This window comes from Cellulosimicrobium sp. BMG9.22, assembly GCF_059159975.1.
Map to the genome: position 1 here is coordinate 98,625 of NZ_JBZGBY010000001.1, position 12,709 is coordinate 111,333.

Annotated in this window: 15 protein-coding genes; 7 read left to right on the forward strand and 8 right to left on the reverse strand. The window is 74.8% G+C overall.

Going from position 1 to position 12,709, the window contains the following annotated elements; genetic code table 11:
• Window positions 1–104: 104 nt before the first annotated feature.
• Window positions 105–1,400 carry an FAD-binding protein gene (locus tag AC4H2H_RS00420; protein WP_494368835.1) on the reverse strand — a complete coding sequence of 432 codons (1,296 nt, stop codon included), beginning with the start codon at window positions 1,398–1,400 and terminating at the stop codon, window positions 105–107.
• Window positions 1,401–1,588: 188 nt separating this feature from the next.
• On the opposite strand from AC4H2H_RS00420, the gene AC4H2H_RS00425 reads away from it, so the two are divergent.
• A complete protein-coding gene (locus AC4H2H_RS00425; protein WP_494368836.1) occupies window positions 1,589–2,464 on the forward strand; it encodes a CPBP family intramembrane glutamic endopeptidase in 876 nt (291 codons plus the stop codon).
• A 53-nt stretch (window positions 2,465–2,517) separates the two neighbouring features.
• Here AC4H2H_RS00425 and AC4H2H_RS00430 read toward each other — a convergent pair whose 3' ends face one another.
• Both AC4H2H_RS00430 and AC4H2H_RS00435 read right to left on the reverse strand, forming a co-directional pair.
• Window positions 2,518–3,720, reverse strand: coding sequence for a DNA glycosylase AlkZ-like family protein (locus AC4H2H_RS00430; protein WP_494368837.1), 1,203 nt, complete (start codon window positions 3,718–3,720; stop codon window positions 2,518–2,520).
• Window positions 3,717–4,406 carry an LmeA family phospholipid-binding protein gene (locus AC4H2H_RS00435; RefSeq protein WP_494368838.1) on the reverse strand — a complete coding sequence of 230 codons (690 nt, stop codon included), beginning with the start codon at window positions 4,404–4,406 and terminating at the stop codon, window positions 3,717–3,719. Before AC4H2H_RS00435 ends, AC4H2H_RS00430 begins: the two co-directional genes overlap by 4 nt.
• 136 nt (window positions 4,407–4,542) lie before the next feature.
• Here AC4H2H_RS00435 and AC4H2H_RS00440 point away from each other — a divergent pair, with 136 nt between their 5' ends.
• The 3 genes from AC4H2H_RS00440 (at window position 4,543) to AC4H2H_RS00450 (ending at window position 7,697) form a co-directional block, all read left to right on the forward strand.
• Window positions 4,543–5,328, forward strand: a complete 786-nt coding sequence (locus AC4H2H_RS00440; RefSeq protein WP_494368839.1) for an LLM class F420-dependent oxidoreductase — start codon at window positions 4,543–4,545, stop codon at window positions 5,326–5,328.
• 72 nt (window positions 5,329–5,400) lie between these two features.
• A complete protein-coding gene (locus AC4H2H_RS00445) occupies window positions 5,401–6,762 on the forward strand; it encodes a multidrug effflux MFS transporter (protein ID WP_494368840.1) in 1,362 nt (453 codons plus the stop codon).
• A gap of 122 nt (window positions 6,763–6,884) precedes the next feature.
• On the forward strand, window positions 6,885–7,697 hold the full coding sequence (locus tag AC4H2H_RS00450) for a uracil-DNA glycosylase (protein WP_494368841.1): 813 nt from the start codon (window positions 6,885–6,887) through the stop codon (window positions 7,695–7,697).
• A gap of 68 nt (window positions 7,698–7,765) precedes the next feature.
• Here AC4H2H_RS00450 and AC4H2H_RS00455 read toward each other — a convergent pair whose 3' ends face one another.
• Window positions 7,766–7,930 carry a hypothetical protein gene (locus AC4H2H_RS00455; RefSeq protein WP_494368842.1) on the reverse strand — a complete coding sequence of 55 codons (165 nt, stop codon included), beginning with the start codon at window positions 7,928–7,930 and terminating at the stop codon, window positions 7,766–7,768.
• Between the two features lie 161 nt (window positions 7,931–8,091).
• Window positions 8,092–8,520: a VOC family protein gene (locus tag AC4H2H_RS00460; RefSeq protein WP_494368843.1), complete on the reverse strand. Its 429-nt coding sequence runs from the start codon at window positions 8,518–8,520 to the stop codon at window positions 8,092–8,094.
• Between the two features lie 105 nt (window positions 8,521–8,625).
• On the opposite strand from AC4H2H_RS00460, the gene AC4H2H_RS00465 reads away from it, so the two are divergent.
• The 3 genes from AC4H2H_RS00465 (at window position 8,626) to AC4H2H_RS00475 (ending at window position 11,004) form a co-directional block, all read left to right on the forward strand.
• On the forward strand, window positions 8,626–9,351 hold the full coding sequence (locus AC4H2H_RS00465; RefSeq protein WP_494368844.1) for a helix-turn-helix domain-containing protein: 726 nt from the start codon (window positions 8,626–8,628) through the stop codon (window positions 9,349–9,351).
• 97 nt (window positions 9,352–9,448) lie between these two features.
• The gene (locus AC4H2H_RS00470; protein ID WP_494368845.1) at window positions 9,449–10,660 is read left to right on the forward strand and encodes a hypothetical protein; all 1,212 of its coding nucleotides are present in this window, start codon (window positions 9,449–9,451) and stop codon (window positions 10,658–10,660) included.
• A 56-nt stretch (window positions 10,661–10,716) separates the two neighbouring features.
• Window positions 10,717–11,004 carry a hypothetical protein gene (locus AC4H2H_RS00475; RefSeq protein WP_494368846.1) on the forward strand — a complete coding sequence of 96 codons (288 nt, stop codon included), beginning with the start codon at window positions 10,717–10,719 and terminating at the stop codon, window positions 11,002–11,004.
• Window positions 11,005–11,010: 6 nt separating this feature from the next.
• On the opposite strand, the gene AC4H2H_RS00480 is transcribed toward AC4H2H_RS00475, so the two are convergent.
• The 3 genes from AC4H2H_RS00480 to AC4H2H_RS00490 form a co-directional block, all read right to left on the reverse strand.
• Complete coding sequence (locus AC4H2H_RS00480) at window positions 11,011–11,388, reverse strand: STAS domain-containing protein (RefSeq protein ID WP_494368847.1); 378 nt, start codon at window positions 11,386–11,388, stop codon at window positions 11,011–11,013.
• A gap of 247 nt (window positions 11,389–11,635) precedes the next feature.
• Window positions 11,636–12,112, reverse strand: coding sequence for an aminoacyl-tRNA deacylase (locus tag AC4H2H_RS00485; RefSeq protein WP_494368848.1), 477 nt, complete (start codon window positions 12,110–12,112; stop codon window positions 11,636–11,638).
• A 24-nt stretch (window positions 12,113–12,136) separates the two neighbouring features.
• The gene (locus tag AC4H2H_RS00490; RefSeq protein ID WP_494368849.1) at window positions 12,137–12,670 is read right to left on the reverse strand and encodes a DUF2087 domain-containing protein; all 534 of its coding nucleotides are present in this window, start codon (window positions 12,668–12,670) and stop codon (window positions 12,137–12,139) included.
• Between the last annotated feature and the right edge of the window lie 39 nt (window positions 12,671–12,709).

Here is a 12,709-nt window from a genome sequence, read left to right on the forward strand (position 1 = left end):
CGTGGGTCCCGTGCGAGCCGAACGCCCGGCGTCGTTGCCGAACCCGGGGTTGCGGGCGGACTCGGCCTCGAGCCGACGCACTTCCCCGGGTTCGGCGTCGGGGCTCAGCCGGCGAGCAGGCGCTCCACGTAGCCGCCGAGGAACCGTCCCTGCGGGTCGTAGCGCTGCGCGAGGACGCCGAAGTGGTCGAACCGCGGGTAGAGCGTGGCGACGGAGCCCGGGTCGTGGACGAGCGCGTGGGAGAGCTTGCCCCAGTGCGGGCGCGCACCCAGCGGCAGGAGCGCGGCCTCGACGTCGGGCAGGACGCGCGCGACGTCCTCGGGCAGGGGCTTCCACGTGAGGTGGACGCCGACGGTCGGGCCGTCGAACGGGCTGAGCCACAGCGGCACGCGGTCGGCCGCGACGGACCGGATCTCGCCGACCTGCAGCAGCGGCGTGACGCGCGGCCCGAGGTCGCGCATCGCCGCGAACGCGTCCTGCGCCTTGTGGCGGGGCACGAGGTACTCGGACTGCAGCTCGTCGCCGTTGCTCGGCGTGACGTCGAGCCGGAAGTGCGGCAGGCGCTCGTTCCACGGGCCGGGCTCGCCGAGCTGGGCCGTGCAGTGCACGGGGTCGACGCCGGGGAGCGGGTGCAGCGGCGTCGTCGCGGCCGTCGCCCCGAAGAGCTCGGCCCGCGCCGCCCCGGACTCCCCCGGCGCGAGGCGCGACTTGCGCCACACCTGCTGCACGCCGTCCGGCCCCCAGTCGGTGAAGAGGCTCACCGAGTACGCCGACGCGGTGAGCTCGTCGTAGTGCGCGGTCACCGCGTCCCAGGGCAGCCCGACGTGCACGTCCTGGCGCACGTCGAACGTCGGGACGGTCGCCAGCTCGACCCGCGTCACGACGCCCAGCGCCCCGAGTGCCACCACGGCGCCGGGGAGGTCGTCGTCCCCGCGGCGCAGGGCGCGACGCTCCCCGTCGCCCGTGACCAGCTCCAGCCCGACGACGGCGCTCGCCAGCGAGCCGACCGCGTCGCCCGAGCCGTGGGTCGCCGTCGCGACGGACCCCGCGACCGAGATGTGCGGGAGGGACGCGAGGTTCTCCAGAGCACGGCCCGCAGCCTGGACGTGGCGCGTCACGTCGCCGTAGCGCAGGCCCGCCGCGACCGACACGACACCCGTGCCGGCGTCGACCTCGACGGGCGGGCGGCCGTCGTCGTACCGGTCGAGGACGACGTGCGTGCCCGTCGTGTCCGCGACGTCCCCGAACGAGTGCCGCGACCCGAGCGCCTTGACGCGCGGCGAGCGCCGCACGACCTCGACGAGCTCGTCGGGCGTCCCGGGGTGCACGACCTCGGCGGAGGAGTACGTGAGGTTGCCCGCCCAGTTCGTGGGGCGCGAGGGGTCAGGCGTCGTCGTCACGGGACCACCCTGCCACCTCCCCCGCCGAGCACGACATGAGTGTCGTCAACCGGCCGTTGCCGACCTCCATGTCGTGTTCGAGCGCGCGCAGCGTCGTGCTCGGGTGGCCGGACGACGGGGGTTGTCCCCACCCGGCCCGGGGGGCGCGCAGGGCTCCGCCGGGTCGGACGCGCCGGTTGGATCGAGGCATGACGACGAGCGCACGCCCCCGACCCGAGCCCCTGACGACCCGCCGCCCACCGGCCCACCCGGCCCCAGCCGGTTCGCCCGGACCGAGCGGCCCGCGCGGCTCGTTCCGCGGCGGCCTCGGGGTGTTCTGGGCGCTCGCGTTCGCGCTGGCCTGGGTCCCGTGGGGCGCCGCATGGCTGCTGGGCGGCGACATCGCCGACCCGGCCGTGTTCACGCTCTACGCGATCGGTGGGTTCGGGCCGAGCCTCGCGGCGGTCGTGCTGTGGTGCACGGGGCGCCGCAGCCCCCGAGCGATGCGTTGGGGCGCCGTCGGGCGCTGGCTCCCGGCCGCCGTCGGGATCGGTGCGGCCCCCGCCGTCGTGGCGACGCTCGTCACGCCGCTCCTCGGCGGCCCGACGGCGGACCTGTCCGCCGGTGCCGCCGCCGTCGCCTCGGCGGGCGGGCCGCTGATGTTCGCGCTCGTCTCGCTGTTCGCCGGCCCGCTGTCCGAGGAGCTGGGGTGGCGCGGCTACGCGCAGCCGCGACTGCGCCGTCGGCTCTCGCCGCTCGCGACGTCCGTCGTGCTCGGAGCGATCTGGGCGGCGTGGCACCTGCCGCTGTTCTTCCTCACGGGCACGTTCCAGTCGGAGCTAGGGCTCGCGAGCGTCGCAGGGGTCGTGTTCCTGTTCGCGATGATCCCGCTGTCGGTCACGTATTGGCTGGTCAGCGAGCGCCTGCGCGGCGGTGTGCCCGCCGCGGTGGCGCTCCACCTCGCGGGGAACGTCGCGCTGACGCTCCTGGCGCTCACGTCGCCCGTCGCGATGTCGGTGTACGTCGGCGTGGTCGCGCTGGCCGCGGTGGTCGTCCACCTCGTGACGCGCCCGACGACCGCCTGAGACGCCGAGAAGTGAGCATCCGCCCCGGATCTGCTCGGATCCGGGGCGGATGCTCACTTCTCGGCTCTACCGGTCGACCTGCCGCGCACGGGCAGCCCCCAGTGCTCCGCGACGGCGGCGACCTGCTCGTCGAACGCCGCCACCTCCGCAGCCGTCGGCTCGCGGCGCCACTGCGGCTCGACGACGACGTCCCGCGCCCCGACGACCCACCTCCACCGGCCGACCACGACCCCGTCGACCGCGAGCCCGTGGATGAACGAGCCGAGCCGGTCGCCGAGGTCGACCCCCTCGCCGACGACGAGCGCGCGGGTCTCGAGGTACGACATGAACAGCTCGTCGTAGCTCTGCAGCAGGTCGACGACGGGCCTGTCGGGGTCCCCGTCCGGCGCGACCGCGCGCGCGTTCGGCTCCGGCTCGAGCACGCGTTGGCCCGGCTCGGCGAGGCGCCACAGCGTCAGTCCGTCGAGCGCCCCGGAGCCGGGCACCGGCACGACCTCCCCGCCGAGCAGGCCGAGCGCGTGCCGCACGTCGGTGAGCGTGAACCCCGACCACTGCGCCACGTCCTTGACGGTCGCGTAGGCGCGGCTCGCGAGGTAGCGGCGCAGCAGCTCGACGAACGCGGCGTCGCGGTCGAACCGCTCGCCGAGCGGTCCGTAGCCCGGCGGGACGCGGTCGTCGAAGGCCGCGTAGGTCTGCTGCTTCCCGTCGAGGGGCCCGCTGATCAGCAGCCGGTCGAGCTCGGCGCGCATGAGCACGTACCCGAGCGCCATGCCCTCGAGTGGCCGCCCGTGCGCGGCGAGCAGGGCCGCCAGCTCACGGCGTGTCCGGGGCCGCTCCTGCGCGGCGGCGACGACGAGGTCGATCTCGGCGGTGTGCCCCGCCGTCCCGACCTGCCGGTACATCGTCCCGTTCGCCCGGTGCACCCGGGGTGCGCTGAGCTCGACGAGCCAGCGGGCGTCGTCGGGCCGCACGAGGTGCCACGTGGGGCGCAGGACGTGCGTGCGCAGCACCTCGCCGCGGTCGCACGCGGCGACGGCGCCCGCCGCGCCGGGGCGCGCGGCCGGGTCGAGCCGACGCGTCAGCCCCCACAGCGACGGGTGGAACTCCTGCCCCTGCACGGCCACCAGGTGCCCGACGGCGGACGGCACGTCCGGCAGGTCGGGCGCCCGCAGCCGGTGGGTCGCCAGGCGAGCGGCCAGCACGTGACGCTCGTCGACCGGCGGCGCGCCCGCGGCCGGGTCGGGCGCGGCGGTCACGACGCCACCAGGTCTCCGGCGACGACGTCGGTCCCCGTCACGCCGACGCGCACCCCGCCCTCGGCGACGGCGACGGACTCGAGCGTGACGCCGTCGGGCAGGTCGAGCGGGACGCGCAGGTCGGAGAGCGCGCGGGTGATCCCGGACGGGAGGTCGTCGACGGACACGACCCCGAGGGCGGTGCGGACCGCGACGACGTCGACCGCGAGCTCGGCCGGCCCCGCGACGCGCGGCGTGACGTCGACCGTGATCTCGGCGCCGAGCAGGTCGAACGCGAGCGCGAGCACGTCCCCGGACGCGGTGACGCCGACGTCGAGCCCCGACTGCTCCGCGACGATCTCCTGGAGCGACCCGTCGGCGATGACACCCGACGCCGTCCCGGACGCGATGCGGTACGGCTCCGACGTGCTCACGCCGTCCGCCTCGACCTGCAGGTCGGAGATGGCGTACCCGCCGAACGACGCGGTGTCGGCGGAGCCCGTGACGTGGGTGAGCTCGCCGCGCGCGAGCTGGGTGAGGAACGGGAACCCGGTGATGTCGAGCTGCGCGCCGGTGACGTCGTCGGCCTGCTGCTCGAACGCCGTCACCGCGCCGCCCTCCGCAGACCGGACGGCGACCCGGTCGACGACGACCGCCACCACGACGAGGACCACGAGCGTCACGAGCAGGCCGACCAGTCGCTTCATGCGCTCACCCTAGGCGGCCGGGTACACCGAGGTCCGCCGAACACGACCTTGCTGTCGTCGCCAGCCCGATCGCGGGACGAACCTCGTGCTCGCGGGCGACTGTCGTCGTGCTCGACCGGGACGTAGATTGCCGGGCATGACCTCTCCCCGGCACCCCTTCCGCATCGGTGTCCAGCTCCAGCCCCAGCACGCCGACTACGCCCAGCTCCGCGACGCCGTCCTGCGTGCCGAGGACCTCGGCGTGGACGTGATCTTCAACTGGGACCATTTCTTCCCGCTCTCCGGCGACCCCGACGGCAAGCACTTCGAGTGCTGGACCATGCTCGGCGCCTGGGCGGAGCAGACCGAGCGCGTCCAGATCGGCGCGCTCGTCACCTGCAACAGCTACCGCAACCCCGACCTGCTCGCGGACATGGCCCGCACGGTCGACCACATCAGCGGCGGCCGGCTGATCCTCGGCATCGGTGCCGGCTGGTTCGAGAAGGACTACGACCGGTTCGGGTACGAGTTCGGCACCGCCGGGTCGCGCATCGCCGACCTCGCGGAGGCCCTGCCGCGGATCAGGGCGCGCTGGGCGGAGTCGAACCCCGCGCCGACGCGCGAGATCCCCGTGCTGATCGGCGGCGGCGGCGAGCGCAAGACGCTGCGCATCGTGGCCGAGCACGCGGACGTGTGGCACTCGTTCGGCGACGCCGAGACCCTCGCGCGCAAGAGCGCGGTCCTCGACGAGCACGGCGCGGCCGTCGGTCGCGACACCGCGGCGCTCGTCGAGCGCTCGGTCGCGGTGTCCAGGCCGCCGTCGGAGTCGGCGGAGGCGCTCGTCGCCGCCGGCGCCACGCTGCTCACCGTCGGCACGAGCGGCCCCGACCATGACCTCACGCTCGTCAAGGAGTGGGTCGCCTGGCGCGACGCGCAGGGCTGACCCGGAGGTCTCAGCATGTGATCGCGTACGGCGTCCCGGAACAGCGCCGTCGGTCGCGGGGTTGCGCCAGTCATGGCCCCCACGCCCCCCGCGACACTCGCGCCGACCGCGCCCGTCGCGACCGCCTCCGCTGAGCTGCCCGTCGCCACCGAGCCGGCAGCCTCGGCACCCGCGGACCGGTCCACGAGGCCCGCGCGCATCAGCGCGGGCCTCGTGCTGCTCCTGTCCGCCCTCACCGCGATCGGCCCGCTGACGATCGACCTCTACCTCTCGGCGTTCCCGCTCATCGTCGACGAGCTGGGGACGACCGCGTCGCGCGTCCAGCTCACGCTCACGGCGACCCTCGCCGGGCTCGCGCTCGGGCAGCTCCTCATCGGCTCGGTGTCCGACGCGATCGGCCGCCGTGCCCCCCTGCTCGTCTCGCTCGCCGTCTACGTCGCCGCATCGGTCGGGATCGTCTTCGCCGGCTCCGTGGCGATGCTCACGGGGCTGCGGTTCGTGCAGGGCCTGGCCGCCGCGGCCGGGATGGTGCTGTCCATGGCCATCGTGCGCGACCTGTTCGACGGCATCCAGATCGGCAAGGTCATCGCACGGCTCATGCTCGTCGTCGGCGTCGCGCCGATCCTCGCGCCGACGATCGGCGCCCAGTTCCTGCGCTTCGGCTCGTGGCGCGGCATGTTCGTCGCGCTCGCCGTCGTCGGGGTCGCGCTGTTCGTCGTCGTGCTGCTGCGGCTGCGCGAGTCGCTCCCCGTGGAGCGGCGACGCACGGGCGGGACGACGGCGGCGCTGCGCTCGTACGGGTCGCTCGTCACCGACTGGTCGTTCATCGGCCTCGCGCTCATCTCCGGCTTCTACATGGCCGCGATGTTCACCTACATCTCCGCGTCGACGTTCGTCTTCCAGGACTACTTCGGCATGTCGGCGCAGCAGTACGCGGTCGTGTTCGGGATCGGCGCGGTGTCCGTGACGGCGGGCAGCCAGATCAACGGCGCGCTCGTCGGCCGCGTGGCGCCCGAGCGCATCCTGCAGGGCGCGATCGCCGCCGGCTTCGTGCTCTCGGGCGCGCTCCTCGTCGCCGCGCTCGCGGGCGGCGGGCTCGCGTGGCTCGTCCCGCTCATCGTCCTCACGCTCGGAACCGCGGGCTTCGTCATGCCGTCCGTCCCGGCCGTCGCGCTCGAGCGCAACGCGCACCGCGCCGGCAGCGCGGCGGCGCTGCTCGGCGCGCTCCAGTTCGGCGTCGGCGCGGTCGTCGCCCCGGTCACGGGTCTGCTCGGCGGCTCGCCGCCGGTGACCATGGCCGCGGTGATGTTCGGCGTGGTCACGGTGGCCGGCGCGCTCCTGCTCGGCGTCCGACGCACGTTCGGCGCCCCGATCACAGCCGACGACGCGGTGCCGCCCGCAGTCGCAGCGGCCGTCGCCGACGCCCGCGCCTGAACCACCCGCCCGACAACCACCCGCCCGACCACGACTCTGCGCGCGGTCGAGCACGACGTTGCTGTCGTCATCCAGCGAATGACGACGGCAACGTCGTGTTCGGCGCGGAAGATGGGGATGTGATGCCCGACCCGACTCCGGACGACCCCGCCTTTCCGCTCGCGGCCCGCGAGGCGCCGACGCTCGCGGCGCTCGACGCGCACCTCGTCGAGTGCCGCGCGTGCCCGCGCCTCGTCGCGTGGCGCGAGCACGTCGCCGAGGTCAAACGTGCGTCGTTCCGCGACGACGACTACTGGGCCCGGCCCGTGCCGGGATTCGGGGACGAGCGCGCGGGGATCGTCGTCGTCGGCCTCGCGCCCGCGGCGCACGGTGCCAACCGCACCGGGCGCATGTTCACGGGCGACCGCAGCGGCGACTTCCTCTTCGCCGCGCACCGCACGGGCCTGGCGAGCCAGGCGACGTCGGTCTCCGCCGACGACGGCCTGCGCCTCAGCGGGATCCGCGTCACCGCGCCCGTCCGGTGCGCCCCGCCCGACAACAAGCCGCTCCCCGAGGAGCGGCGCCGCTGCGGGCCGTACCTCGAGCGCGAGATCGAGCTCCTCGACGCGACGGTGCGCGTGGCAGTGGTGCTCGGAGGGTTCGGGTGGCAGGCGCTGCTGTCCACGCTCGCCGAGCAGGGATGGGACGTCCCGCGGCCCCGCCCGCGGTTCGCGCACGGCGCGGAGGTGACGCTGCGCCGTCATTCACCCGGGCGCGGCGTGCCCGACGACGCCCCTGCGGCCGGGGCGCAGAGCCTCACCCTCCTGGGGTGCTTCCACGTGAGCCAGCAGAACACGTTCACCGGGCGCCTCACACCGCAGATGCTCGACGACGTGCTGTTACGGGCGCGCGACCTCGCCGACCTGGGCACACCCGCCCGACCGACCGCCGAGTGATGCACTTCCGTTCGAGTGATGCACGCGAGAGTGCATAGCTCGAACGGAAGTGCATCACCCGGTCGGTGCTACCGGGCCGCCGTCGCGGTCGACTGGCGGCGCGGGGCGTCCGCCCAGCGGCGACGCTCGGCCACGCGCGGCGCGACCCGCCCCACGAGCCGGAGCTGTTCGCGGCGCTCGATGACCTCCATCCGCCGCAGCTCACGCTCGAGCGGGGACGATGCTGCTGACATGCTGATCTCCTTCGACGGCACCGGGCGTTCCTCTCTGCCCGCGGCGGGCGTCCACCCGTCCATGACGCGCGACGCCCCCCAACCGTTGGGTCGCCCTCCTGCCCCCGCAGGAGAGACTGCCGAGCCGCCGTTTCGTGACACGGCGTCGGCGTGGCGGCGCCCTACGCCGTGGGGCGCGCGGAAGGGTCGTACTGGTCCGCGAAGTCCTCGGTCGGCGGGATCGGCGTGATGACGTCGATCAGCACGCCGTTCGGGTCGGCCGTGATGAAGTGCCGCTGGCCGAACGCCTCGTCGCGCAGGGTGCGCAGGACCGGGAGCTCGGCGGCCACGAACCGTTCGTGGACGGCGTCGACGTCCTCGACCTCGAAGTTCAGCAGGAGGCCGGCGACGCGCCCGCGCCCGACCTCCGGGATCGTCTCGTGGTCACCGTCGAGCACGGCGAGGTTCACCGACTCGTCGTGGGTGGACTGCAGGTGCACGTACCAGTCGCTCGTGAAGAGCGGCCGGAAGTCGAGGTGCTCGACGTAGAACGCTGTGGTCCCGGCGACGTCGCTCGTCATGATCACCGGGTAGTAGCTCGTGATGCGCATGGTCTCGTCCTCTCGTCCTCTCGGCCGGGCGGCTGTCGGGCCGGCATCGGCGCTCATAAACATACAGCCTGTCTGTAGATCGATACTGACGTACAGTCTGTCGGTATGCAAGAGGTCCGACGCACCAATGTCGAACGCACCCGCACGACGCGCGCCGCGCTGGTCGCCGCCGCGCGCGAGCTCTTCGTCGCGAACGGGTACGCCGCGACGTCGACGCCGCAGATCGCCACGGCCGCGCGCGTCACGCGCGGTGCGCTCTACCACCACTACGTGGACAAGCAGGACCTGTTCCGCGCGGTCGTCGAGGCGGAGGCCGCCGCCGTCGCGACCGAGATCGAGCACCGCACGGGATCCCCGGGCGCCGACGACCCCGACACCCTGGACGCTCCAGGCGCCGACGACCCCGCCGCGGCCCGGCGCGGACTCGTGGACGGCGCGCGCGCCTACCTCGACGCGATGGGCGTCCCGGGACGCACCCGGCTCCTGCTCGTCGACGCCCCCGCCGTGCTCGGCGCCGCGGAGGTCGACGCGCTCGACGCCCGCCACGCACGCCGCACGCTGCGCGAAGGGCTCGGCGCCGCGCTCGGCGAAGCGACGCGCGAGCCGGGGGCCGAGGCGCCGCGCGTGCGGAGCGACAGGGGGCCGGACGACGCGCGGCTCGACGCGCTCACGCTCCTGCTCTCCGCGGCGTTCGACCGCGCCGCCCTCGCGATCGAGACGGGGAGCGCGCCGGGCGCGGTCCGGGCCGCCGTGACGGAGCTCGTGGAACGGGTGTGCGCACCACCTCCCGCGGGACGACGCGAGGACGCACGGGGCGGGCTGCGCCCCTGATCGCGGTCCCGCGTGCGGGTGAGCCTGGTCCCCTCGGCGGGTGATCCTCCGGCGTCCGGCGCGAGCCACGGTGGAACCACCCACCACTGGAGGAGACATGGCCGCACCGCGCACCACACCCCACCCCCCGCCGTCCGCAGCCCCAGAGGGCACGGCCACCGCACCCGGTGCGCCGGTCGCGGTCGGCCGCCGCCTCACGGTTGCCTCGCTCGCCGCGTCCGCCGCGACGACGGCGCTGCTCGCCGTCTTCGTGGCACGCCCCGACCTCGATCCGCTCCAGGAGGAGGGCGTGCTCGGGCAGGCGCTGCTGTCGGGCAGCGCCCTCACGTGGGCGCTGCTCGCCGTCGGGCTGCTCGGCGTCGCGACGGCGGCCACCCTCGTGGCGCGCCGCGACCGTCCGCTCCGGCGCGGGGCGACTCGCGTCGTCACGGCCGTCGCGGCGCTCCAGGTCCTCGGCTTCGGCTTCCTCGCGCAGGGGTCGGGGACGCTGAGCGTCGCGGGCTATCTCACGTCGCTGCTCGTGCCGTTCCTCGTCGTGGTCGTGGCGGTGCAGGTGTTCCGCACGCGTCCGTCGTGGCGGGTGCCGGTCGTGATCGGCGGGGTGCTCGCCGTCGTCGGCGTCGTGGTCGCGCGCGACGCGTTCGGGACCTGGTTCGACAACGTCACGGCCGCACTGTGGCGCGATCGCTGGCCCGTGCTCGGCGTCGTCCTCACCCTCACGACCGCCACCGCGTGGGCAGGCCTCCTCGCGGTGCGCGCCTGGCAGACCGGCTCGCTGCGCGGCGCCACAGCGTGGGTGACCCGGCACCGACGTCTCTTCACGATCCTCGCCGCGCTCGGCCCGCTGCCGTACGCCCTGGCTCGTCTCACCTGGATCACGCCCTGGCCGCAGGCCGGCGGTGAGGGCCTCGAGCTGTCCGTCCGGATCCAGGGCCTCGCCCTGTCCTCCGGGGCGTGGCTCGGGTTCGTCCTCACGCTCGGCCTGATCCTCCCCTGGGGCGAGCGGTTCCCGCGGTGGTTCCCCGGCCTCGCGGGCCGGTCCGTCCCGCCTGCCGCGGCGATCGTCCCGGGCGCCGCCGTCGCCGTGATGCTCTGCGGCGCCGCGATCCCGCTGCTCGCGCTCATCGGCCCCCTCGGTGCGCTGCTCTTCCCCGCCTGGTTCTGGGGACCGATGCTCGCCCTCGCCGTCTGGGGGTACGCCGGCCACCGTGCCGGCGTGCTGGAGCGCGACGACGCGGCGGGGACCGGCGGAGGTGCGCGGCGGACCTGGGCGGCGAGCGTCTCCGCAGGTCCGGACGCCGCGCGGTAGGCTCCCCGTGCGCGCCCGGGTCCGGTGCGCACGGACCCGGCGCAAGGAGGCACTCGGTGGACAGGCGGACGCTCGACCTCGCGGTACCGATGGTGTTCGGCGCTCTCGTCGCATGCTCCGCGATGTGGTTCCGTGGGGCGCTCGTGCCGATCTGCGTCGTCGGCGGGATGCTCACCGGCCTCTACTGGTCCGCGCTGCGCCAGAAGCTCCCGGTGGAGAACCCGCCGCGCGGGTCGGCGACGTACGGCCCGGGAGCGCAGGACGCGCCGACCGCGCCGGAGCCCGGGGACCGCACGCGGGACCGCCCGGCCCGCGACGACGACCCGCCGTACGGCTCCGCCTGACCGACGTCAGCGCACGCCGACGACCTCGATGGGGCCGGCCGGCGCCCCGCTGCGCACGACGGGCAGGCGCCCGCCCATCCCGATCATCTCGAGCAGCTCGACGATGCTCGGGGACGGGTCGCGCAGCACGACCTCACGCCCCTCCTCCTCGCCCATCATGTAGAGCTGGATGATGAACGCGATGCCCGAGGAGTCGATGAAGGTCACGTCCGCGACGTCCACGACGACGCGTCCCCGCGTGTCGATGACGTAGGACATCGCCTCGCTCGCACGATCGCGCAGGGCGGCGTCGACCTCTCCCCACATCGAGACCACGACGCCACCGTCCGCCGGGGCGTAAGCGATCCCGCTCGTCCGGTCGATCGCGCTGCCTGAGTCCGTCACGGTCCAGCTCACCGTCTTTCGAGTCGTCCTGCGTCTGCCGCCGGTCCTCCTCGGGCAACGCCCGGTGCCGACGGCGTGTTCCCCGCGCGCCCCGCGGGACTCCTCCGGGCCACCTGTCGACGGTCGACCACGACCGGAGCACCACGAGTGTGCACCCGTCGCGCCGCGCGCACCACCCCCCGGAAGCAGGGTCTGCGACCTTCCCGAAACCCTCACATCCGGGCGGCGGGAGCGACGCGCGTGGGCGTCACAGCGGCTCGGTCACGTCCGCGACCTGCGCGTCGAGCGCCCCTACGAGCTCGCGTCCGTCGACGGTCGCCGCCACCCCGTGCGCGCCGGCGCCGATCGAGACCGGGTGCCCGACGCCGTCGGGCGCGATCCGCGCGTCCGCCACGACAGGCCAGGCCCGGGTCGCACCGAACGGGGTGATGGTCCCGCGCTCGTACCCCGTGACGTCGCGCGCGACATCCTTGTCCGGCATCGACAGGCGCGAGACGCCGAGCAGCGTCCGGAGCTTCGGCCACGAGATCTGCCGGTCGCCCGGGACGAGGACGAAGAGGAAGTCGTCGTCCGCGCGGCGCACGACGATCGTCTTGAGGACGCGCGACGGCTCCACGCCGCGCGCGGCCGCCGCCTCCTCGAGCGACCCGACGCGCCCGTGCCGCGTGATCGTGAACTCGATGCCCGACGCCTCCAGCGCCGCGACGGCGCGCTCGCTGCTCATGCCTCGACCCTAGCCGGGCGCAGGTCACACGTCGTCGAACTCGGTGACGACCGTGCGCCAGTACTCCGCGCCGTCGCGCGTGCGGTGCACGAGGCCGGCGTCGACCATCGCGCGACGCAGCGACACCGGGTCCGCCGCCCGGGACGCGAGGCGCTTCGTCAGGGTGAGCTCGGTGACGGGCTCCTCGAGCGGGAGCACCTGGGCCGCGAGGTACCGGACGACGAGCTGCCGGTCGCGCAGCCGCTTCGGGCTGCGCAGGAGGCGACCGTCGGTGAGGAAGCGCTCGGGGCCGCTGGGCTGCGGGGACGGCGTCGTGGCCAGCAGGGCGGCGAACCGCTCGGGCGCCGCGCGGAGGAACCCGGCGTCGTCGCGCACGACGACCCCCGCCGCGAGCAGCGGCGCGAGCCGGCGCCGGTCGTCCGTGGACAGGGTCGCCTCCGCGGGCCCGTCGGTCACGACGCGCGCGAAGAGCTGCAGCCGGTCGGCGTCGGCGAGCGACGCGACGACTTGCTTCCACGTGTTCTCCTGCTGACGTGCGATCTCCGGCTCTCGGTCCACACCCACGACCGTAGGCGCCGCCGGGCACCGGGGGCCAGC